The sequence below is a fragment of the Streptomyces sp. NPDC096013 genome, assembly GCF_044763565.1.
In the GTDB taxonomy this organism is placed as follows: Bacteria; Actinomycetota; Actinomycetes; order Streptomycetales; family Streptomycetaceae; genus Streptomyces.
This window is the reverse complement of the sequence record NZ_JBIWGK010000017.1, coordinates 153,882-174,400: the sequence shown is the minus strand read 5'-3', so window position 1 is coordinate 174,400 and position 20,519 is coordinate 153,882. Positions and strand designations below refer to the sequence as shown.

The following is a 20,519-nucleotide window of genomic DNA, read 5'->3' as shown; positions in this document are numbered from 1 at the left end:
CCCGGGCTCCAGGAAGCCCGAGCTAGAGAAAGTCCGCGCCTCAGGAGAGCCCGCTCCGCAGCGCCCATCCATGATCCACCGGCCCGATCCCGCTCCCCAGCGCGAACCCCGCCGCGATCGCCCCCGTGACATACGCCTTCGCCGCCGTCACCGCGTCCGGCACCGCATCCCCCAGGGCGAGCCGTGACGCGATCGCCGAGGCGAGCGTGCAGCCGGTCCCGTGGGTGTGCCGGTTGTCGTGCCGGGGCGCGCGCAGCCAGTGCTCCTCGGAGCCGTCGGTGAGGAAGTCCACGGCGTCACCCGGCAGATGACCGCCCTTGATCAACACCCAGCGCGGCCCGTACGACAGCACGGCCGCCGCGGCCTGCCGTACCTGCCGCTCCGACTCGACCCGTACGCCGGTGAGTTGCGCCACTTCGTCCAGATTCGGCGTGGCCACGGTCGCCACCGGCAGCAGCATCGTCCGTACGGCGTCCAGCGCGGAGTCCGCCAGCAGCGAGTCCCCGTGCTTCGAGATGCCGACCGGGTCGACGACCGCGGGCACGTCCGTGCCGCCGATCAACCCGGCGACGGTCTCGACGAGTTCGGCCGAAGCGAGCATCCCGGTCTTCACGGCCTGGACGCCGATGTCGTCGACGACGCTGCGGTACTGGGCGCGCACCGCCTCCGCCGGAAGTTCCCAGGCGCCCTGCACGCCGAGGGAGTTCTGCGCGGTGACCGCCGTGACGACGCTCATGCCGTGCACGCCGAGCGCGAGCATCGTCTTCAAGTCGGCCTGGATTCCCGCCCCTCCGCCGGAGTCGGAGCCGGCCACCGTCAGTACCCGGGGCTTCACGACTCGATGTCCCCGAAGTGGTCCCAGCCACCCTTGCTGGTCCAGGGCGCCCCGTCGACGGTCACCTGGGGCAGCGCGGAGGGGTTGAGGACCTCGCCGATCACCTTCCAGCGGGCCGGCAGCTTCACGTCCGGCGCGAAGGTCGCCACGATCGCGTGGTCCTCTCCCCCGGTGAGTACCCACTGGATGGGGTCGACGCCGACGGCCTGCCCGATGTCGTTCATCTGCGTCGGGACGTCGATCGCGCCCGACCGGATGTCGATCCGGACCTTGCTGGCCTCCGCGATGTGCCCGAGGTCGGCGATCAGCCCGTCGCTGACGTCGCACATCGAGGTCGCCCCGAGCCCGGCCGCCGCGGGACCCGCGTGGTACGGCGGCTCGGGGCGCCGGTGCGCCTCCACGAACGCGCGCGGCGAGCGGAAGCCCCGCGACAGCACCGCGAATCCGGCCGCGGACCAGCCCAGCCACCCCGTCACGGCGACCACGTCACCGGGCTGTGCGCCGGCCCGGGTGACCGGCTCCCGGCCGCGCAGATCACCGAGCGCGGTGATCGACACCATGATCGTGTCGCCTCGTACGACATCGCCGCCGACCACCGAGGCGCCCGCGACCTGGCATTCGTCGCGCAGGCCGTCCATCAGCTCCATGGGCCAGGTGACCGGGAGTTCGGCCGGTACGACCAGGCCCAGCAGCAGCGCGGTCGGTACGGCGCCCATCGCGGCGATGTCCGCGAGGTTCTGCGCGGCGGCCTTGCGTCCGACGTCGTAGGCGGTTGACCAGTCGCGGCGGAAGTGGCGGCCCTCCAGCAGGATGTCGGTGCTTGCCACGACCCTGCGGTCGGGCGCGGCGACGACCGCGGCGTCGTCGCCGGGGCCGACCCGGACCGCCGGGGTGGTGGTGAGGCGGGAAGTCAGCTCTCTGATGAGCCCGAACTCTCCCAACTCACCCACGGTGCCCTTCATCGTTCGTCCTCTTCTCGTGACGGCAGCGCCCGGTCGCGAGCCGTCGGTGTGCTGGGTACGGTCGAGGTGACCGTCGAGTTCGGTCGGGCCCGCACCCCGGCACGGTGGACGGGTCGGGTCCGCGCGGTCCCGTCGGGGCAGGCGGCACCGCGCGGACACGGCCTCGGGCCTCCGCGGGTCTCCCCGCGGCGAGCGGCGACGCGATACCGTGGCGTTCCTTTTCCCCACATGATCCTCGTGGCCGCCCTGGAGGTTCCGTGGTACAGGCGTACATCCTGATCCAGACGGAGGTCGGCAAGGCGTCGACCGTCGCCGAAACGATCAGCAAGATCCCTGGAGTGATCCAGGCCGAGGACGTGACAGGACCGTACGACGTGATCGTGCGGGCCCAGGCCGACACGGTCGACGACCTCGGCCGCATGGTGGTCGCCAAAGTCCAGCAAGTGGACGGCATCACCCGCACCCTGACCTGCCCGGTGGTGCATCTGTAGCCCCCGTCTACCCTTGGCCGGTGAACTCTCTCCGTCACCGGCACCGTTCCGTCATCGGGCTGTCCGTGCTCGCCCTGCTGATCACCGTTGCGGGCTGCTCCTCGGCAGACGACAGCGCGTCGGCGGCGGTTCCCTCGCCGGGCGCGAAGGTCACCGGGCTGTGCCGGAATCTGGACGAGGCCCTGCCGTCAAAGGTCGACGGCCAAGGCCGCCGGGATCCCGAGCCCGCGTCAGTGCTGACCGCGGGCTGGGGGAACCCGGCGATCATACTGCGCTGCGGTGTCGTCAGGCCGACCAAGATGAACGACCCGGAGGCCGACGGCGTCGAGGTGAACGGCGTCGGCTGGCTGCTGGTGAAAGAGAACGACGGCTCCTTCCGCTTCACCACGACCCTGCGGAAGGCCTACGTCGAGGTGACCATCCCGAAGGACCGCACCGGGGACGGCCTGGCGCCCCTGGTCGACCTGGCGAAGTCCGTGAAGAAGGCGATCCCCGCGGGGATCGCCGACTAGGTCACCGAGGTCCGACCGGCTCAGCGGAGTCCCGTGGACCGGCGCAGCGCGGCCTGGACCAGGCGCTCCACCAGCTCGGGGTAGTCGACCCCGCTGGCCTGCCACATCTGCGGGTACATCGAGATCGGCGTGAAGCCGGGCATCGTGTTGATCTCGTTGATGACGAAATCGCCGTCTTCGGTGAGGAAGAAGTCCGCCCGTACGAGCCCCTCGCAGGAGGCCGCGTCGAAGGCGTCCACCGCGAGCCGCTGGACCTCGGCGGTCTCGTCCGGGGTCAGGGGGGCGGGCACGATGCCGGGGGTCGAGTCGATGTACTTCGCCTCGAAGTCGTAGTACGCGTGCTCCTGGGGCGGCGGGATCTCGGCGGGCACGCTCGCGCGCGGGCCGTCCTCGAACTCCAGCACCCCGCACTCGATCTCGCGCCCGCGCAGCGCGGCCTCCACGAGGATCTTCGGGTCGTGCCGCTGCGCCTCCGCGATCGCCTCGTCGAGGCCGGAGAGGTCGTCGACCTTGGTGATGCCGATCGACGAACCCGCGCGCGCGGGCTTCACGAAGAGCGGCCAGCCGTGCTCACCCGCGAAATCGACGATCTTCTTGCGCGCGGCGGACTCGTCCCGCTCCCACTCTCGCGGCCGGATCACCACGTAGGGGCCGACCTTGAGGCCGAACGAGGTGAACACCCGCTTCATGTACTCCTTGTCCTGGCCAACGGCCGAGGCGAGCACACCGGCGCCCACGTACGGCACACCGGACAGCTCCAGGAGTCCCTGAAGGGTGCCGTCCTCGCCGTAGGGGCCGTGCAGGACGGGGAAGACGACGTCGACCTCGCCGAGGGCCTTGGGCACGGACCCCGGCTCGCTGACGACGACTTCACGGTTCCCGGGGTCGAGCGGGAGCACCACTCCGCCCTCGCTCGACTCGGCGAGTTCGTCGACGTCCGGCGTACGGCGGTCGGTGATCGCCATCCGCTCCGGGGCGTCGGCGGTGAGGGCCCAGCGGCCTTCGCGGGTGATGCCGATCGGCAGGACGTCGTACTTGTCCCGGTCGATGGCCGCGAGGACGGCGCCGGCGGTGACCACGGAGATCCCGTGTTCGGAGCTGCGACCGCCGAACACGACGGCCACACGCGGCTTGCGAGGCGGCTGCTCAGGGCTCTGGGAGAGGTTCTCGGTGCTCATATCGCGATGAGAGTACCCGGTGGTACGGCCTTGAGTCAGCGTCCGTTGACGAGCGGCGGTTCGATCGGTGCCCCGGAGAGGCGCGGGGAACCGCGCGACAGGCCACGCCGGCGCGGCAGCCGCGCGACGACAGCGGCGGCACCCCCTGGGGCAGCGCTCAACGACGTTCCGGCTTGGCGCTGCGCGACATCAGCTCCTTCACCGCGACCACCGGTGACTTCCCCTTGTGCACGATCTCGAAGACGGTCTCCGTGATCGGCATGTCCACATCGTGCCGCCGCGCCAAGTCCAGTACGGACTCACAGGACTTGACGCCCTCCGCGGTCTGCTTGGTGACCGCGATCGTCTCCTGGAGGGTCATACCCTTGCCGAGGTTCGTGCCGAAGGTGTGGTTGCGCGACAGCGGCGACGAGCAGGTCGCCACCAGGTCGCCCAGGCCCGCGAGTCCGGAGAACGTCAGCGGGTCCGCGCCCATCGCCAGCCCGAGCCGTGTCGTCTCGACGAGCCCGCGCGTGATGAGCGAACCCTTCGCGTTGTCCCCGAGCCCCATCCCGTCCGCGATACCGACGGCGAGCCCGATCACGTTCTTCACCGCGCCACCCAGCTCGCAGCCCACCACGTCGGTGATGGTGTACGGCCTGAAGTACGGCGTGTGGCAAGCCGCTTGGAGCCGGCGGGCCACCGCTTCGTCGGTGCACGCGACCACCGCGGCGGCCGGCATCCGGGAGGCGATCTCCCGCGCGAGGTTGGGCCCGGAGACCACGGCGATACGGTCCCGGCCGACCTTCGCGACGTCCTCGATGACCTCGCTCATCCGCATGACGGAGCCGAGTTCGACGCCCTTCATGAGCGAGACGAGGACCGTGTCGGGCGCCAACAGGGGTGTCCAGTCGGCCAAGTTGGCGCGCAGTGTCTGCGAAGGGACCGACAGGACGGTGAAGTCGGCGTCGGCGGCGGCCTCGGCGGCGTCGGTGGTGGCCCGCAGGTTCGCCGGGAGTTCGACACCGGGGAGGTAATCGGGGTTCGTACGCGAGGAGTTGATGGCCTCGACGACTTCCGCGCGACGCCCCCACAGCGTGACCTCGCAGCCCGCGTCGGCGAGCACCATGCCGAAAGCCGTGCCCCATGAACCGGCGCTGAAGACAGCCGCCTTGACCGGCTTGCTCACGTGCCCTGCCCCTCTTCCTGCTCGACCTTCGGCTCGGCCGCCGACTCGGCCCGAGACTCCAACTCCTGTGTTTCCGCGGCCGTCCGGCGCCGCTGCTCGATCCGCTCGCGGCGCGGGTCGTAGGGCGTCTCGGGTGCCTTGGCGCCGCGGATCTGCTCCAACAGGCGGGTGATGTCGGCCATGATGACCTCGGTCGCCTCCTTGAGGAGGTCCGGGCTCATCTCCTTGCCGTAGAACCGGGTGAGGTCCACCGGCGGGCCCGCGAGCACATGGCTGGTCTTGCGGGGAAAGACGTGCAGCTTCTTGGCGTAGGGCGGGAGCAATTCATTCGCGCCCCACTGCGCCACGGGAATGACCGGGCACCTGGTCTGAAGGGCGACCCGCGCGGCACCGGTCTTGCCGGTCATCGGCCATTGGTCGGGGTCCCGGGTGATGGTCCCCTCGGGATAGAACGCGACGCACTCACCGCGCTCCACGGCGTCGATCGCGGCGCGGAAGGCACTCAACGCGTCCGTGGTCTCGCGATAGACGGGGATCTGTCCGGTACCGCGCATCGCGGCGCCGACGAATCCCTTCTTGAAAAGGCCGCTCTTCGCGAGGAATCGCGGAACGCGTCCGGTGTTGTACTGAAAGTGAGCGTAAGCAAGGGGGTCAACATGCGAATTGTGGTTCACCGCGGTGATAAATCCGCCCTCGGCCGGAATGTGCTTCATTCCGCGCCAGTCCCGCTTGATCAGAACCACCAGCGGCGGTTTGCAGAGGACCGCTGCGAAGCGGTACCAGAACCCGATTCTGCGGCGGGGCACGCGAACACCTTCCTCTAGGACCTGGGGGGCCGCACAAGTGTCGCCCCAGGCCGCCGGTCTGTCGAGGAACACCGTACGCCCCGCCACCGACACCGCCAGGGGCGCCGGGTGACAATGGCCGCGACAAGAGAGGGACGGAACGCCCGTGCAGTGGACCTTGGTCATCCCCCTGAAGCCTCTGGCGCGAGCCAAGAGCAGGCTTTCGGACACCGCCGGCGACGGGCTGCGCCCCGGCCTCGCCCTCGCCTTCGCCCAGGACACCGTGGCAGCCGCGCTGGCCTGCCCGCGGGTCCGCGATGTGGCGGTCGTCACGGACGACGCCCTAGCCGGCCGCGAACTGGCCGCGCTGGGCGCCCGGATCGTCGCGGACGAGCCGGGAGGCGGCCTGAACGCCGCTCTGCGGCACGGCGCGGCGGCCGTACGGGTTTCCCGTCCCGAAAGCGCCGTCGCGGCCCTGAACGCCGATCTGCCGGCGTTGCGCCCCGCCGAATTGGCCCGGGTCCTGGACGCGGCCGCTGAATTCCCGCGCGCTTTTCTCCCGGATGCGGCCGCAATCGGGACCACCTTGCTCACGGCGAGAGAGGGCCGCGAATTGCGCCCCGCATTCGGCACGGATTCCCGCGCCCGCCATCGTGCCTCGGGGGCGCGCGAACTCACCCTGGACGCGGTGGATTCCGTACGCCAGGACGTGGACACCGGCGAGGATCTGCGGGCGGCGCTGGAGCTGGGGGTGGGACCGCGCACGGCGGCAGCGGCGGCGGGGCTGCTGATCCCGGGACAGCCGTGGGGGGCGGGCCGGCAGTAGGCTGCGGCCATGCAGGCGACCGCTTACACCTACGACGCCGAGACCCGCACCGGCAGTGTGCTGCTCGACGACGGCACCCCGGTGTCCTTCGACGCCCCCGCGTTCGACGCGGGCGGCCTGCGGCTGCTCAGGCCGGGCCAGCGGGTGCGGATCGAGACCGAGGGACCCAAGGAGGACCTCAGAGTCACCCTGGTGACGCTACAGACCTTCTGACCACCCTTTTCCGTACGGCTTTCACCGCGGGCCCCTGGAGACGCCGCGGGCCGGACCCCCGGAAGGGGTCCGGCCCGGCGCGTGAGTACCTTGCGCCCTTGTTGCCGGCGCGTGGTGGCCTACTTGGCGGTCGACTTGCGCGCGGTGGTCTTGCGCGTCGTCGTCTTGCGAGCCGTCGACTTCTTCGCCGGGGCCTTCTTCGCCGCGGTCTTGGCGGTGGCGGTCTTGGCCGTGGTCTTCTTGGCCGCGCCCGCCGTCTTCTTGGCGGTCGCCTTCTTGGCCGTGGTCTTCTTGGCCGTGGCGGTGGTCTTCTTGGCGACCGTCTTCTTCGCCACGGTCTTCTTGGCCGTCGCCTTCTTGGCGGTGGTCTTCTTGGCCGCGGCCTTCTTGACCGTCGCCGAAGCGGTGCCGCTCAGGCTGCCCTTGGGCGCCTTCTTGACGGCGACCTCGCCGCCGCGCGGGAGCTTCTTCGAGCCGCTCACCAGGTCCTTGAAACCCTGGCCCGCGCGGAAGCGCGGCACGGAGGTCTTCTTGACCCGAACCCGCTCGCCCGTCTGGGGGTTGCGGGCGTAACGGGCCGGGCGGTCGACCTTCTCGAACGAACCGAAGCCGGTGACCGAAACACGGTCACCATTGACGACGGCACGGACGACCGCGTCCAGAACCGCGTCGACCGCCTCGGCGGCCTGCTGACGGCCACCGACCTTGTCCGCAATCGCTTCTACGAGCTGCGCCTTGTTCACGTCTTCCCCTTCGGAGACATTGCCGGAACGAAACTGCACCGGCTTTTTCGCACGTTAGGCAGATATATACCGCAAATCAAACACGAAACGGGCTAATCACCCGTGCGCCGCAACGAACTCGGCTGCCCTGGACTTGTTTCAGCGTTCCTCTTCCGGGAATCGACCCGCGTCGAGGTCCGCCGTGAACCGGTCCAGCCGCCTTGTCGCGTCGGCGAGATCGTGCTTGGCCGCGGCCGTAATGACCAGCAGCTTCCGGGCCAGCGCCATCCGTACGCCCTCCGGGACTTGCAGTGCGCGCACCCTTGTGTGCGCTTCCTTGAGTTGGTCCGCGACTGCCGCATAGAGCTTGAGTTGGCCGTCGTGTTCCATGCACAGATTGTGCCATCTGGGGCGAGTTGTCGCCTGCGGGGGTAGCAACTGGTGCCTCAAACAGCGTTCCGGAGCCCGGCGACAGCCTTGGCTCAAAGCTGCGCTTACCCAGTCAACACCCTGTCTAACACAGGGAGTTGAGCAAAGCGTTGCAGGCGCGCAGGGCCGTTCGGGTGCAGACATGGCTGTACCCCCAATCGTGGCGATCGGGGGTACAGACGGGGTGTCGCGTGGCCGATTCTCGACCCGGTACGGCGGTTCGGGTCAGACCTGGACCGTCCGCGGCTTGTACGAGGGGCGCTTGGCCTCGTACGTGGCGATGTCGCCCTCGTTCTGGAGGGTGATGGAGATGTCGTCCAGCCCGTTCAGCAGCCGCCAGCGGGCGTTCTCGTCGAGTTCGAAGGCCGCGGTGATGCCTTCGGCGCGCACCTCGCGGGCCTCCAGGTCGACCGTGATCTCGGCCTGCGGGTCCTTCTCGGCGAGGTCCTGGAGCGCGTCCACGATCTTCTGCTCCAGAACCACCGTGAGCAGGCCGTTCTTCAGCGAGTTGCCGCGGAAGATGTCGGCGAACCGGGAGGAGATGACGGCCTTGAAGCCGTAGTTCTGCAGCGCCCACACGGCGTGCTCGCGCGAGGAGCCCGTACCGAAGTCGGGGCCGGCCACCAGGACCGTCGCGCCCTTGCGCTCGGGGCGGTTGAGGATGAAGTTCTCGTCCTTGCGCCAGGCCTCGAAGAGTCCGTCCTCGAAGCCGTCCCTGGTCACCTTCTTGAGCCAGTGGGCGGGGATGATCTGGTCGGTGTCCACGTTGCTGCGGCGCAGCGGGACGGCCCGGCCGGTGTGCGTGGTGAATGCTTCCATGACTCTCAGACTCCAGCGGGCACAGGGGCGTCGGACAGATCGGCGGGCGAGGCCAGGTGGCCCAGCACGGCGGTCGCGGCGGCGACCTGCGGCGAGACGAGGTGCGTACGGCCGCCCTTGCCCTGCCTGCCCTCGAAGTTGCGGTTGGAGGTGGACGCGGAGCGCTCACCGGGCGCCAGCTGGTCCGGGTTCATGCCCAGACACATCGAGCAGCCCGCGTGCCGCCATTCGGCGCCGGCCTCCTTGAAGACGACGTCCAGGCCCTCGGAGACGGCCTGGAGACCGACCCGCGCGGAGCCGGGAACGACCAGCATCCGTACGCCGTCGGCGACTTTGCGGCCCTCGACGATCGCGGCGGCCGCGCGCAGGTCCTCGATACGGCCGTTGGTGCATGAACCTACGAAGACGGTGTCGACCTTGATGTCGCGCAGCGGCTGTCCGGCCGCCAACCCCATGTATTCCAGGGCCTTTTCGGCGGCGACGCGCTCCGAAGCGTCTTCGTACGATGCCGGGTCGGGGACGGACGCCGAAAGCGGCGCGCCCTGACCGGGGTTGGTGCCCCAGGTGACGAACGGCGCCAGCGAGGGACCGTCGATGACGACCTCGGCGTCGAATTCCGCGTCCGCGTCGGTCTTCAGGGTCTTCCAGTACGCGACGGCGGCGTCCCAGTCCTCGCCCTCGGGAGCGTGGGCGCGGCCCTTGATGTACTCGAAGGTGGTCTCGTCGGGGGCGATCATGCCCGCGCGGGCACCGGCCTCGATCGACATGTTGCAGATGGTCATGCGAGCCTCCATCGAGAGTTTCTCGATGGCCGGGCCGCGATATTCCAGGATGTAGCCCTGGCCGCCGCCGGTGCCGATCTTCGCGATGATCGCGAGGATCAGGTCCTTGGCGGTGACGCCGTCGGGCAGTTCCCCGTCGACCGTGATGGCCATGGTCTTCGGGCGGGCCAGCGGCAGCGTCTGGGTGGCCAGCACGTGCTCCACCTGGGAGGTGCCGATGCCGAACGCCAGCGCGCCGAAGGCGCCGTGGGTGGAGGTGTGGGAGTCACCGCACACGACCGTCGTACCGGGCTGGGTCAGCCCCAGCTGCGGTCCCACGACGTGGACGACGCCCTGCTCGACGTCGCCCAGGGAGTGCAGGCGGACGCCGAACTCGGCGCAGTTCTTGCGCAGCGTCTCCAGCTGGGCCCGGGAGACCGGGTCCGCGATGGGCTTGTCGATGTCGAGGGTCGGGGTGTTGTGATCCTCGGTGGCGATGGTGAGGTCGAGGCGCCGCACCGGACGGCCCGCCTGACGGAGACCGTCGAAGGCCTGCGGGCTGGTCACCTCGTGCAGCAGGTGCAGATCGATGAAGAGGAGGTCGGGCTCGCCCTCGGCGCGCCGGACGACATGGTCGTCCCAGACCTTCTCCGCGAGTGTCCTACCCATCGCTTTCCCTCCGGCCGGCAGAACGCGCCGGCCCAACTAGAGATCCTGAGGAGACGGCGCTCGCACCCCTGGTTCACGGGCAGCCGCCGCCTGGCCCGTTTGGTACGCGGGCCGCTGTGCCTACAAGAGTTGCGCGTCTCACGAAAAAAGGAACTTGCGTTTCACAGAGTGAGACGCGAGTATCGTTTCATGGACAACAGTAGCGGCGTCGGCGTCCTGGACAAGGCAGCCCTTGTCCTGGGCGCCCTGGAGTCCGGTCCGGCCACCCTCGCGGGTCTGGTCGCGGCGACCGGGCTGGCACGACCCACGGCACACCGGCTGGCCGTGGCCTTGGAACACCACCGCATGGTGGCGCGCGACATGCAGGGCCGTTTCATCCTCGGCCCCCGGCTCGCCGAGCTGGCCGCGGCCGCCGGCGAGGACCGTCTGCTCGCCACGGCGGGCCCGGTGCTCACGCATCTGCGGGACATCACCGGCGAGAGTGCTCAGCTCTACCGCCGCCAGGGCGACATGCGCATCTGCGTGGCCGCGGCGGAACGCCTGTCCGGACTCCGGGACACGGTCCCGGTCGGCTCGACCCTCACGATGAAAGCCGGTTCCTCGGCCCAGATCCTGATGGCCTGGGAGGAGCCGGAGCGCCTGCACCGCGGCCTCCAGGGCGCCCGCTTCACGGCCACCGCCCTCTCGGGCGTACGGCGCCGGGGCTGGGCCCAGTCGATCGGCGAGCGCGAGCCGGGCGTCGCCTCCGTCTCGGCGCCCGTGCGCGGCCCGTCGAACCGCGTGGTGGCCGCCGTGTCCGTCTCCGGCCCGATCGAGCGCCTGACGCGCCACCCGGGCCGTATGCACGCCCAGGCGGTCATCGACGCCGCCGCCCGTCTCTCCGAGGCCCTGCGCCGCACCGGCTGATCCGCCGGGAAGATCTCAAGGAGGGCCTGCCTCAACGCCGCGGCAGGCCCTTCGTCATGTCCGGACCCCGAACTCCTCGCGCCCCACGCCGAGTTGACGCACCGGGCGGACAACGCGAAAGCCCCTCCACCGAGGTGGAGGGGCTCTGCTGTATGTACCCCCGACCGGATTCGAACCGGCGCTACTGCCGTGAGAGGGCAGCGTGCTAGGCCGCTACACAACGGGGGCCAGATCATGCGTTTCCGCAGATCAAAGCTGGTCTACCAGGACTCGAACCTAGAATGACGGTACCAGAAACCGTAGTGTTGCCAATTACACCATAGACCAAGGTGATTCAAGGTAAAGCGTACCCCCGACCGGATTCGAACCGGCGCTACTGCCGTGAGAGGGCAGCGTGCTAGGCCGCTACACAACGGGGGCCCTAGCGATCCTGCATGAGAGGCGGCGGGTGCGACCCGACCACCTTCCTGGGAAGGATCTGTACCCCCGACCGGATTCGAACCGGCGCTACTGCCGTGAGAGGGCAGCGTGCTAGGCCGCTACACAACGGGGGCTTTGCAGAGCTGGGTCTCTGCGGTTGCAGATGAGCTCTGCGAGCTGGCCTACCAGGACTCGAACCTAGACTAACGGAACCAGAAACCGTCGTGCTGCCAATTACACCATAGGCCACTGAAACTCAATCCCCTGCGGGATCTTGTTCTAGTCTGCGCCTCCGGTTCCCGGCCTTTCGGCCCGCTCTCCGGCGGCGCAGGAAGAACATTACCTGAAGGTGGACGGGGCTCCAAAACGGGTATCAGCGCCGAGGAGCGCGGGGAGTTCGGCGAGCGAGGCGATCCGGTGCCGCCCCACGAAGGCCTCACCAGGAGTGGGTCCGCCGTGACGGTCGATCCACACGGACAGCAGGCCGGCGTCCGCGGCACCCCGCCAGTCGATCTCGGGGTGATCTCCGACATACGCCACCTCGTGCGGCGGCAGTTCCAGCGCCTCGCAGGCCGCGAGGAAGGCCCCGGCCTCGGGCTTGGAGACGCCCAGTTCGGCCGCGCACAGGACGGCCTCGAAGCGGTCGTACACCCCGAGGGCGCGCAGTTTGCGGTCCTGGACGGTGAGGCTGGAGTTGGAGAGGACCGCGTGCCGGTGGGTGGCCGCGAGGGCGTCCAGGACGGGCAGGACGTCCGGGAAGAGGGCCCAGGCGGTCTCGTAGTGGGTCTTGTAGCGCCGGAACCAGTCCTCGGCCTCGGGGTCGGTCAACTCCCGCCCCAGGAACAGCCGTACGCGGTCCAGGCGCTGTCCCTCGAAGGAGACCTCGCCCGCCGAGAAGCGCGCCCAGTGGAGCTCGGTGGCCTCCCGCCAGCGCTCCAGGGCCTCCGTCAGGCTCGCGGGCCCGTCGGCCAGGCCCTCGGCCAGCAGGTGCTCGCGCATCGCCGCGCGGTCGGCACCGGTGTAGTCGAACAAGGTGTCGTCGACGTCCCATACGACGGCCCGAATGGTCATGATCCGACGGTAACCCGGGGTCCGGGGGCGCGTCTGCCCCCGGCCGGCCGTCACACGGGGACGACGAAGAAGTCCGTGACGAAGCAGGTGACGTCACCGGAGGCCGTACGGCCGACCCAGGTGGGGTAGGCGCCGTCGCCCCAGCCGGAGCCGAAGGCCGCCAGGGTGTGGCCGGTGGAGGGGGACGTGACCAGGTACGGGCCCGGGGCGTGGCCGTGTTCCTCGAATGCGTCCCACAGCGGGCCCTCGTCGCCCTCGCACTCGGGGAAGGAGCCGTCGACGGAGGCGTCGTAGAAGGCGCCCGTGCCGGCGTCCACTCCGTAGCCGTAGAACTCGTCCTCGGTGAGTTCGGCGAGGTCCTGGCCGGACTGGAGGGCGAGTTCCCAGGTGGCGGTGGGTTCGTCGCGTATGACCAGGCGGGCGGCGGCGATGCGCAGGTGGGGCTTGTCGGACGGGGGTTCGTCGGGCTGGGTGAGGGTCGCGACCGCCGCCTCGACGCGGTAGCGGCCGGGCTCGACCGTGACCGTGAAGGGTTCGACCTCGCCGCCGCCGAGGCAGACGAAGGGGTCGCAGGCCACCACCTGGCCGGTGGGGAGCCAGAGCCGGCCGGCGTCCGCGAGGTGGATCACGCCGACTGTGCCGGTCTCGTCCTGCGTGAACGTGCTGCCGGGCGTGAACATCCAGCCGTAGTCACGTGCGGTCATCGGCATGCGGGTGCCTCTCGGGGACGATCTTCGATGCACCGGAACCCTAACGCCCCGTACTGACAACGCCGAAGGGGCGGCGGCCGGTCGACGGCCGCCGCCCCTTCACGCGTGCGTGCGTTACGCGGCCAGCCTGGCGAGGGCCGCGTCGATCCGGGCGAGGGTCTTCTCCTTGCCGAGGATCTCCAGGGACTCGAAGAGCGGCAGGCCGATGGTGCGGCCGGTGACGGCGACGCGGACCGGGGCCTGCGCCTTGCCGAGCTTGAGGCCGTGGACCTCACCGGCGGCCAGGACGGCCTCCTTGAGGGACTCGGCCGAGGTCCAGTCCGCGGACTCCAGCTTCTCGCGGGCCGTGCGGAGAAGGGCGTCGGAGCCCTCCTTCATGGCCTTCGCCCAGGACGCCTCGTCCCGGACCGGCTCGGGGAGGAACAGGAAGTCCACGTTGTCCGTGATCTCGGAGAGGACCTTCAGGCGGGTCTGCGCGTGCGGCGCGACGGCCTGCCACTTGGCCTCGTCGAAGTCCTCCGGCGCCCAGGGGGCGAACGGCGCCCTCAGCCAGGGGGCGCAGCGCTCGGTGAAGTCCTTCACGTCGAGCAGGCGGATGTGGTCGGCGTTGATCGCCTCGCACTTCTTGAGGTCGAAGCGCGCCGGGTTGGGGTTCACGTCGGAGATCTCGAAGGCCGCGACCATCTCGTCCATGGAGAAGACGTCCCGGTCGGGCGCGAGCGACCAGCCCAGCAGGGAAAGGTAGTTGAGCAGTCCCTCGGGGAGGAAACCGCGCTCCCTGTACAGGTTGAGCGAGGACTCCGGGTCGCGCTTGGAGAGCTTCTTGTTGCCCTCGCCCATCACGTACGGCAGGTGCCCGAAGGAGGGGATCTCCTTGGCGATGCCCAGGTCGATCAGCGCCTTGTAGAGGGCGATCTGGCGCGGGGTGGAGGAGAGCAGGTCCTCGCCGCGCAGGACGTGGGTGATCTCCATCAGGGCGTCGTCGACCGGGTTGACGAGCGTGTACAGGGGGGCGCCGTTGGCCCGGACGATGCCGTAGTCCGGCACGTTCTCCGCGGTGAAGGTCAGCTCGCCGCGGACCAGGTCCGTGAAGGTGATCGTCTCGTCGGGCATCCGGAAGCGGATGATCGGCGTGCGGCCCTCGGCCTCGTAGGCCGCCTTCTGCTCGGCGGTGAGGTCGCGGCAGTGGCCGTCGTAGCCGGACGGGCGGCCGGCGGCGCGGGCGGCGTCGCGGCGGGCGTCCAGCTCCGCCGTGGAGCAGTAGCAGGGGTAGGCACGGCCGGCGTCCTGGAGCTTGCGGGCGACGTCCTGGTAGATGTCCATGCGCTGCGACTGGCGGTAGGGCGCGTGCGGGCCGCCGACCTCGGGACCCTCGTCCCAGTCGAAGCCCAGCCAGCGCAGGGAGTCGAGCAGCTGGTCGTAGGACTCCTCGGAGTCGCGGGCCGCGTCGGTGTCCTCGATGCGGAAGACCAGGGTGCCCTGGTGGTGCTTGGCGAACGCCCAGTTGAACAGGGCGGTGCGGACCAGGCCCACGTGCGGGTTACCGGTCGGCGAGGGGCAGAAACGGACGCGTACGGGTGCGCTAGCCACGCTTGACAACCTTGTTGGTGAGAGTGCCGATGCCTTCGATGGTGACGGCGACCTCGTCGCCGACGGTGAGCGGTCCGACGCCTGCCGGGGTGCCCGTGAGGATCACGTCGCCGGGGAGCAGCGTCATGGCCTCGGTGATGTTGACGATCAGATCCTCGATCGAGTGGATCATCTCGCTCGTGCGGCCGAGCTGGCGTTGCTGGCCGTTGACGGTGAGCTGGATGGTGAGGTCGCTCGGGTCGAGGTCCGTCTCCACCCAGGGGCCGAGCGGGCAGGAGGTGTCGAAGCCCTTGGCCCGGGCCCACTGCTTCTCGCGCTTCTGGACGTCCCGCGCGGTGATGTCGTTGGCGCAGGTATAGCCGAGGATGACGTCCTTGACGCGCTCGCGCGGGACCTCGCGGCACATCCGGCCGATGACGACGGCCAGTTCGGCCTCGTGGTGGAGGTCCTCGGTGAAGGAGGGGTACTGGATCGCGTCGCCGGGGCCGATCACCGAGGTGGACGGCTTGAAGAAGGCGAAGGGGGCGTCCGGCACCTCGTTGCCCAGTTCCCTGGCGTGCTCGGCGTAGTTGCGGCCGTAGGCGACGACCTTGTTCGGGAGCACCGGCGGCAGCAGCCTGACCTTGCTCAAGGGGACCTTCGTACCGGAGAGTTCGAAGTCCGCGAACGGGATGCCCTTGATGATGTCGAGGACGAGCTCGTCCGGCTTGTCGCCCTCTACCGCGCCGAAGGCGACGTTCCCGTCGATGGAGAATCTGGCGATGCGCACGGGATGGGCGCCCCTCACTGAGCTGGCTGGAGTCTGACGCTCCAGGCTAACGCGGTGCGGGGCGCCTGCTCGCGCGACTACTCCGCGGCGGCGGTGACCGGGATCTCCATGAGGATGGTGCGGCGCGGGTTGGCCGTCTGGGCCGGCAGGTCGAGCGAGTGTTCCTGCAGCTCCGGCGTCTGCAACGCCTCGGCGTCCGCGAGGTGCGCCAGCGTCGTGCGTCGCGGGTTGGCAATGTTGCGGAACATCATCGTCGTCTTCACTGTTGTACTCGACCCTCGTCGTCCGTGGGTGGGTGGTTGGCAGTTTCTGCCCTCATGTAAAGCGTCAGGCTAAACATTCAATTCCCGGCCGAAGACGTGAAGAGGCCGTGATCGGGGTGTGAGTTTGCTCACCACGCGCTGGGCATACCGACCAATTCGGACGGCCAACTCACCTCTACGAAACGGACATTGACCCCCTGAAGCTGTCATTCCGCTCCTGATCATGGCGACTTGGGCACATGACATGCCCCTGAAGGCCGTAGGGATTTGCCCCCTTTGGAGTGAATAGCTTTCTACGTCTCGTGACGCAGTCCTCACGCGGTGTCACACAGGTCACAGCCTGGCCTACGGGCCTTGTTGGAGATCCTGCACTGTGCTGGAATTCCACGGACCGCCGCAGAATCAGCCCGGCGCTCAGAGCGCGCAACGCAGCGCCGAGGGCGGCGGAAGGGGGAGCAGCGCCGGTCACTCACGACCACACACTGGGGTGCGCGTTCAGGGCGCTCCCTAAGACGCCGACACCGTCCTTCCGTTCGCGGAGGGGCGCCTGGTCCAGAGGTTGCGACGCTAGTGCAGGGACGTTTCAAGAGGGATGGCAGTGCTTCGGCGGAGCCGGAGCCGCATGGCGGGGCTGGCCCCAAGACCGGCAGCTCCTCGCCCCAGCACGCCCAGAACCCGGGCCCGGCGCCGTCAGGAGACGGTGGAGGCGCCGGTCGTCCCGGTGCGTCCGCAGCCCAGACCCCCCTACCCCCGGTGAAGCCGCCGACCGGCTCGCCCGGACCCGGCTCGCGCGTCGCTCTGCGCAACTGGCGCATCTCCACGCGCCTGGTGTCGCTGCTCGCGCTCCCGGTGGTCGCGGCCACCTCGCTCGGCGCGCTGCGCATCAGCGACTCCATGACCGAGATCCAGCAGCTCGACAACATGAAGCTGCTGACGGACATGACCAAGCAGGCGACCGAGCTGGCCACCGCGCTCCAGGAGGAGCGCGACCAGTCGGCCGGTCCCCTCTCGCACGGCGGCAAGGCCACCGACTACCAGGTCAAGGGCTACGAGCAGAAGACCGACCGCGCCCGCGACAACTTCATCAACGCCTCGGAAGAGGTCGACAGCGCCAGCAAGAGCGGCAACCTCCAGGGCGTCCGGGAGAGCCTGGTCGGACTCGCGACCGAGCTGGACAACCTCGACAAGATCCGCAAGACGGCGTACCAGTCGAAGCAGAACTCGACCCAGACGGTCGACGCCTACCACCGGCTGATCACCCAGCTGCTCGACCTCTCGCAGGACATGGCGGAGGCCACCAGCAACCCGGAGATGATCCAGCGCACGCGCGCCCTGGCGGCCTTCTCCGCCGCCAAGGAGTTCTCCTCCGTCCAGCGCGCGGTGATCGCGGCGGCCCTGCCGAACAACAACACCGAGCAGGGCAAGCTCTCCGACAACGACCGGCTCTACGCCGACTCCGCCCTGGAGAGCGAGAAGTCGCAGCTGAGCATCTTCCGCAACATCTACGGCACCCAGGGCGCCGAGGAACTCATCGCGCCCATCGAGGACGGCAACCCGACCATCGAGTCGGCCGACACCTACGCGCAGCGCGTCCTCGACAACTCAAACGGTCTGGCCTCGCTGGACAAGCGGTCCTACAAGGACTGGGTGGACGACAGCTCGACGAAGATCGAGCAGATGAAGAAGATCGAGCACACGCTGCTCGAGGACATGGAGCAGAAGGCCCGCGAGCTGCGCTCCGCCTCGGAGCGCGAGGCGATCATCTCCGGTGCGCTGATCCTGCTCGTGCTCGGTGTCTCCCTCGTCGGCGCCTTCGTCATCGCCCGGTCCATGATCCGCTCGCTGCGCCGCCTCCAGGAGACCGCCAACAAGGTCGCCCAGGACCGGCTGCCCGAGCTGGTCAAGCAGCTCTCCGAGTCCGACCCGCAGGACGTCGACACGTCCGTGGAGTCGGTCGGTGTGCACTCCCGGGACGAGATCGGCCAGGTGGCCGCGGCCTTCGACGACGTGCACCGCGAGGCCGTCCGCCTCGCCGCCGAGCAGGCCCTCCTGCGAGGCAACGTCAACGCGATGTTCACCAACCTCTCGCGCCGTTCCCAGGGCCTCATCCAGCGTCAGCTCTCGCTCATCTCCGAGCTGGAGTCCCGCGAGGCCGACCCGGACCAGCTGTCCTCGCTCTTCAAGCTCGACCACCTCGCGACCCGCATGCGCCGTAACGGTGAGAACCTCCTGGTCCTCGCCGGTGAAGAGCCCGGCCGCCGCTGGACCCGTCCGGTCCCGCTGGTCGACGTGCTCCGCGCCGCCGCCTCCGAGGTGGAGCAGTACGAGCGCATCGAGCTGGCCTCCGTGCCGACCACCGAGGTCGCCGGCCGCGTGGTCAACGACCTCGTGCACCTCCTCGCCGAGCTGCTGGAGAACGCGACCTCGTTCTCCTCCCCGCAGACGAAGGTCAAGGTCACCGGTCACGCGCTGCCCGACGGCCGGGTGCTGATCGAGATTCACGACACCGGCATCGGCCTCTCCCCCGAGGACCTCGCCGCGATCAACGAGCGGCTGGCGTCGCCGCCCACCGTGGACGTCTCGGTCTCCCGCCGCATGGGTCTGTTCGTGGTCGGCCGCCTGTCGCAGCGCCACGGCATCCGCATCCAGCTGCGCCCCTCCGACTCCGGTGGTACGACCGCGCTGGTCATGCTCCCCGTCGATGTCGCCCAGGGCGGCAAGAAGCCCGCTCCGGGCAAGCCCGGTCAGGCCGCCGTCGGCGCCGCCGCCGCGGCCGCCACGGCCGGTGCCGGTGCGGCCCGCCGGGGCAACGGCCAGGGCGGCTCCGCCCTCGGCGCCGGTGCGCCGGGCGGTGGCAACGGAGGACTTCTCGGTGCCGGGGCCGCTCCGCGCGGCCAGGTCGGTGCCGGTCAGGGCCCGCGGGCCGCGCTGCCCGGTGCGGGCGGTGGACGTCCGGGTGGTCCCGGCGGTCCCGGTGGCCCGGGCGGTGCGCGTGGACCGCAGGGTCCCTCGGCGCCGCAGGGCCGGCAGAACACCGGCGGCGGTCTCTTCGGCCAGGCGCCCGCTGCCCCGCAGGGCCTCCAGGCCACGGGTGCGGGCGGCGGCCAGGGCTTCGGTGACGGACGCCAGGACGCCTTCGGCGGTCCCCCGCCGCAGAACAGCAACCCGGTTCCGCCGCAGCGCACGGGCAACGACGAGCCCGAGCCGCCCCGCGGTGGTGGCCGACGCCGTGGACGACAGCCTCAGCTGCCGCCCCGCGGTGGTGCCCGCGCCGAGCTGCCGGGTGGCAACAACGGCCAGCAGCGCCCGAGTTGGAGCGACGAGAACGCGCAGCCCCCGCTGGGCCGCGGCAATCTCGACGCCCCGCGTGGTCACGACGAGCGCGAGGCCGAGCAGACCTCCCGGATGCCGCGCATCGACGACCGCCAGGGCCCCGCGGCCACGACGGAGATGCCGGCGATACCCCGCTTCGACGCACAGGACAGCGGCCAGTTCCCGCGTCCCGGCGCCAACGGCCAGCACAACCCCGGGCAGTTCCCCCAGCAGGGTGCGAACGGCCCCCAGGACACGGGCTCGTTCCCGCGGCCGGACTTCGACGCCCCGCGTCCCGGCGTGAACTCCCCGCAGAACGGCGGCCAGTTCGTCCGCTCGGACGTCTTCGGCGCCCCGAACAGCCCGGCCAACAACCCGTCGAACCCGGCCAACACGGGACAGTTCGCCGTCCCGCAGGCCTACGACACCGGCTCCAACGGGCAGTTCGCGAACCCCGGCTTTGACAACGGGTCCACCGGTCAGCACAATCTGCCGAACCGTCAGAACCCCGCGAACACCGGGCAGTTCGAGCGTCCGCAGGTCAACGGGAACCGCAACGGTGCCGACTACGGCGCCCAGCGACCGCCCGCCCCGCAGCGTCCCACCCGCCAGGAGCCCGAGGCGTTGCCGCCTGCCACGGGTCCCGGCGACGGCAGGACGCCGCTGTACGACACGCTGGAGACCAACTGGTTCCACGGCCAGCAGGCGGAACAGCAGCAGAGCCAGAGCAGCAACGGCTCCGCGCCCGCCCCGCAGCCGCAGGCACACCAGGCTCCGGCGACACCCCCTCAACGTCCCACGGGCGGTACCTGGCGCAGCTCGCCGAACGACGATCTCGTTCGGCAGGCGGAGCGCGTACGGCAACCGGCCGCGGGCGGCGTCACCACCTCCGGCCTGCCGCGCCGGGTGCCCAGGGCGAACCTCGTCCCGGGTACGGCTCAGCAGCAACAGCACCAAACCGGTCCGCAGGTCTCCCGTGCGCCTGATGACGTACGCGGCCGGCTGACCAATCTCCGTCGGGGCATCGCACAGGGTCGACAGGCCGGTACGGGTACCGGCCAGACCGGCAGCTTCCCCAGCCCCACTCACCAGCAGGAGCGTTAGTTGA

General features: G+C 69.9%; 20 protein-coding genes and 5 tRNA genes. 6 read left to right on the top strand and 19 right to left on the bottom strand.

Annotated features, from left to right (window positions below; translation table 11 throughout):
• Positions 1 to 40: 40 nt before the first annotated feature.
• Both thiD and ACIRB1_RS39075 read right to left on the bottom strand, forming a co-directional pair.
• Positions 41 to 835 (bottom strand): bifunctional hydroxymethylpyrimidine kinase/phosphomethylpyrimidine kinase, encoded by a 795-nt coding sequence (thiD, locus tag ACIRB1_RS39080; RefSeq protein ID WP_403468861.1) that lies wholly within the window; start codon positions 833 to 835, stop codon positions 41 to 43.
• Entirely contained in the window at positions 832 to 1,797 is a 966-nt protein-coding gene (locus tag ACIRB1_RS39075; protein WP_352182290.1) for a thiamine-phosphate kinase, read from the bottom strand. The genes thiD and ACIRB1_RS39075 overlap by 4 nt, the downstream gene beginning before the upstream one ends.
• 257 nt (positions 1,798 to 2,054) lie before the next feature.
• Between ACIRB1_RS39075 and ACIRB1_RS39070 the strand changes: the two genes are divergently transcribed.
• Positions 2,055 to 2,288, top strand: a complete 234-nt coding sequence (locus tag ACIRB1_RS39070) for an Lrp/AsnC family transcriptional regulator (RefSeq protein ID WP_003997603.1) — start codon at positions 2,055 to 2,057, stop codon at positions 2,286 to 2,288.
• A gap of 20 nt (positions 2,289 to 2,308) precedes the next feature.
• Entirely contained in the window at positions 2,309 to 2,800 is a 492-nt protein-coding gene (locus ACIRB1_RS39065) for a DUF3515 domain-containing protein (RefSeq protein WP_403468860.1), read from the top strand.
• A gap of 20 nt (positions 2,801 to 2,820) precedes the next feature.
• Here the strand turns inward: ACIRB1_RS39065 and ACIRB1_RS39060 are convergent, their stop codons facing one another.
• The 3 genes from ACIRB1_RS39060 to ACIRB1_RS39050 form a co-directional block, all read right to left on the bottom strand.
• Positions 2,821 to 3,978, bottom strand: a complete 1,158-nt coding sequence (locus ACIRB1_RS39060) for a D-alanine--D-alanine ligase family protein (RefSeq protein ID WP_352182292.1) — start codon at positions 3,976 to 3,978, stop codon at positions 2,821 to 2,823.
• A 157-nt stretch (positions 3,979 to 4,135) separates the two neighbouring features.
• Entirely contained in the window at positions 4,136 to 5,146 is a 1,011-nt protein-coding gene (locus tag ACIRB1_RS39055) for an NAD(P)H-dependent glycerol-3-phosphate dehydrogenase (protein WP_403468859.1), read from the bottom strand.
• A complete protein-coding gene (locus tag ACIRB1_RS39050; RefSeq protein ID WP_352182294.1) occupies positions 5,143 to 5,952 on the bottom strand; it encodes a lysophospholipid acyltransferase family protein in 810 nt (269 codons plus the stop codon). The genes ACIRB1_RS39055 and ACIRB1_RS39050 overlap by 4 nt, the downstream gene beginning before the upstream one ends.
• Before the next feature lie 145 nt (positions 5,953 to 6,097).
• On the opposite strand from ACIRB1_RS39050, the gene cofC reads away from it, so the two are divergent.
• Positions 6,098 to 6,757, top strand: coding sequence for a 2-phospho-L-lactate guanylyltransferase (gene cofC, locus ACIRB1_RS39045; protein WP_403468858.1), 660 nt, complete (start codon positions 6,098 to 6,100; stop codon positions 6,755 to 6,757).
• Between the two features lie 9 nt (positions 6,758 to 6,766).
• Positions 6,767 to 6,970 (top strand): hypothetical protein, encoded by a 204-nt coding sequence (locus ACIRB1_RS39040; RefSeq protein WP_403468857.1) that lies wholly within the window; start codon positions 6,767 to 6,769, stop codon positions 6,968 to 6,970.
• Positions 6,971 to 7,089: 119 nt separating this feature from the next.
• On the opposite strand, the gene ACIRB1_RS39035 is transcribed toward ACIRB1_RS39040, so the two are convergent.
• From ACIRB1_RS39035 to leuC, 4 genes are all read right to left on the bottom strand, one after another.
• The gene (locus tag ACIRB1_RS39035; RefSeq protein WP_352182297.1) at positions 7,090 to 7,713 is read right to left on the bottom strand and encodes an HU family DNA-binding protein; all 624 of its coding nucleotides are present in this window, start codon (positions 7,711 to 7,713) and stop codon (positions 7,090 to 7,092) included.
• Between the two features lie 138 nt (positions 7,714 to 7,851).
• Complete coding sequence (locus ACIRB1_RS39030; protein ID WP_019068724.1) at positions 7,852 to 8,082, bottom strand: hypothetical protein; 231 nt, start codon at positions 8,080 to 8,082, stop codon at positions 7,852 to 7,854.
• Between the two features lie 264 nt (positions 8,083 to 8,346).
• Complete coding sequence (gene leuD, locus ACIRB1_RS39025) at positions 8,347 to 8,940, bottom strand: 3-isopropylmalate dehydratase small subunit (protein WP_352182298.1); 594 nt, start codon at positions 8,938 to 8,940, stop codon at positions 8,347 to 8,349.
• A gap of 5 nt (positions 8,941 to 8,945) precedes the next feature.
• The gene (gene leuC, locus ACIRB1_RS39020) at positions 8,946 to 10,370 is read right to left on the bottom strand and encodes a 3-isopropylmalate dehydratase large subunit (RefSeq protein WP_328828560.1); all 1,425 of its coding nucleotides are present in this window, start codon (positions 10,368 to 10,370) and stop codon (positions 8,946 to 8,948) included.
• A gap of 189 nt (positions 10,371 to 10,559) precedes the next feature.
• On the opposite strand from leuC, the gene ndgR reads away from it, so the two are divergent.
• Positions 10,560 to 11,276, top strand: a complete 717-nt coding sequence (gene ndgR / locus ACIRB1_RS39015) for an IclR family transcriptional regulator NdgR (RefSeq protein WP_019068721.1) — start codon at positions 10,560 to 10,562, stop codon at positions 11,274 to 11,276.
• A gap of 155 nt (positions 11,277 to 11,431) precedes the next feature.
• On the opposite strand, the gene ACIRB1_RS39010 is transcribed toward ndgR, so the two are convergent.
• The 10 genes from ACIRB1_RS39010 to ACIRB1_RS38965 form a co-directional block, all read right to left on the bottom strand.
• A tRNA-Glu gene (locus ACIRB1_RS39010) sits at positions 11,432 to 11,504 on the bottom strand.
• Positions 11,505 to 11,531: 27 nt separating this feature from the next.
• Positions 11,532 to 11,603 (bottom strand) — tRNA-Gln (locus tag ACIRB1_RS39005).
• Between the two features lie 20 nt (positions 11,604 to 11,623).
• A tRNA-Glu gene (locus tag ACIRB1_RS39000) sits at positions 11,624 to 11,696 on the bottom strand.
• A gap of 61 nt (positions 11,697 to 11,757) precedes the next feature.
• Positions 11,758 to 11,830, bottom strand: a tRNA-Glu gene (locus tag ACIRB1_RS38995).
• A gap of 43 nt (positions 11,831 to 11,873) precedes the next feature.
• Positions 11,874 to 11,945, bottom strand: a tRNA-Gln gene (locus tag ACIRB1_RS38990).
• Between the two features lie 90 nt (positions 11,946 to 12,035).
• On the bottom strand, positions 12,036 to 12,767 hold the full coding sequence (locus ACIRB1_RS38985) for an HAD family hydrolase (RefSeq protein ID WP_403468856.1): 732 nt from the start codon (positions 12,765 to 12,767) through the stop codon (positions 12,036 to 12,038).
• 50 nt (positions 12,768 to 12,817) lie between these two features.
• Complete coding sequence (locus ACIRB1_RS38980) at positions 12,818 to 13,477, bottom strand: DUF4241 domain-containing protein (protein WP_403468855.1); 660 nt, start codon at positions 13,475 to 13,477, stop codon at positions 12,818 to 12,820.
• A 114-nt stretch (positions 13,478 to 13,591) separates the two neighbouring features.
• Positions 13,592 to 15,067: a glutamate--tRNA ligase gene (gene gltX / locus ACIRB1_RS38975; protein WP_403468854.1), complete on the bottom strand. Its 1,476-nt coding sequence runs from the start codon at positions 15,065 to 15,067 to the stop codon at positions 13,592 to 13,594.
• A complete protein-coding gene (locus ACIRB1_RS38970; RefSeq protein WP_266772911.1) occupies positions 15,060 to 15,836 on the bottom strand; it encodes a fumarylacetoacetate hydrolase family protein in 777 nt (258 codons plus the stop codon). Before ACIRB1_RS38970 ends, gltX begins: the two co-directional genes overlap by 8 nt.
• Positions 15,837 to 15,913: 77 nt before the next feature.
• Positions 15,914 to 16,099: a hypothetical protein gene (locus ACIRB1_RS38965; protein ID WP_329258262.1), complete on the bottom strand. Its 186-nt coding sequence runs from the start codon at positions 16,097 to 16,099 to the stop codon at positions 15,914 to 15,916.
• A 570-nt stretch (positions 16,100 to 16,669) separates the two neighbouring features.
• Between ACIRB1_RS38965 and ACIRB1_RS38960 the strand changes: the two genes are divergently transcribed.
• A complete protein-coding gene (locus ACIRB1_RS38960; RefSeq protein WP_403468853.1) occupies positions 16,670 to 20,515 on the top strand; it encodes a nitrate- and nitrite sensing domain-containing protein in 3,846 nt (1,281 codons plus the stop codon).
• Positions 20,516 to 20,519 lie beyond the last annotated feature (4 nt).

What these genes read in the sequence shown, in the direction of transcription:
- leuD (WP_352182298.1), bottom strand. Translation starts at nt 8,940, where the DNA reads ATGGAAGCATTCACCACGCACACCGGCCGGGCCGTCCCGCTGCGCCGC.
- ACIRB1_RS39030 (WP_019068724.1), bottom strand. Translation starts at nt 8,082, where the DNA reads ATGGAACACGACGGCCAACTCAAGCTCTATGCGGCAGTCGCGGACCAA.
- ACIRB1_RS38985 (WP_403468856.1), bottom strand. Translation starts at nt 12,767, where the DNA reads ATGACCATTCGGGCCGTCGTATGGGACGTCGACGACACCTTGTTCGAC.
- ACIRB1_RS38980 (WP_403468855.1), bottom strand. Translation starts at nt 13,477, where the DNA reads ATGCCGATGACCGCACGTGACTACGGCTGGATGTTCACGCCCGGCAGC.
- ACIRB1_RS39040 (WP_403468857.1), top strand. Translation starts at nt 6,767, where the DNA reads ATGCAGGCGACCGCTTACACCTACGACGCCGAGACCCGCACCGGCAGT.
- leuC (WP_328828560.1), bottom strand. Translation starts at nt 10,370, where the DNA reads ATGGGTAGGACACTCGCGGAGAAGGTCTGGGACGACCATGTCGTCCGG.
- ACIRB1_RS39075 (WP_352182290.1), bottom strand. Translation starts at nt 1,797, where the DNA reads ATGAAGGGCACCGTGGGTGAGTTGGGAGAGTTCGGGCTCATCAGAGAG.
- ndgR (WP_019068721.1), top strand. Translation starts at nt 10,560, where the DNA reads ATGGACAACAGTAGCGGCGTCGGCGTCCTGGACAAGGCAGCCCTTGTC.
- ACIRB1_RS39060 (WP_352182292.1), bottom strand. Translation starts at nt 3,978, where the DNA reads ATGAGCACCGAGAACCTCTCCCAGAGCCCTGAGCAGCCGCCTCGCAAG.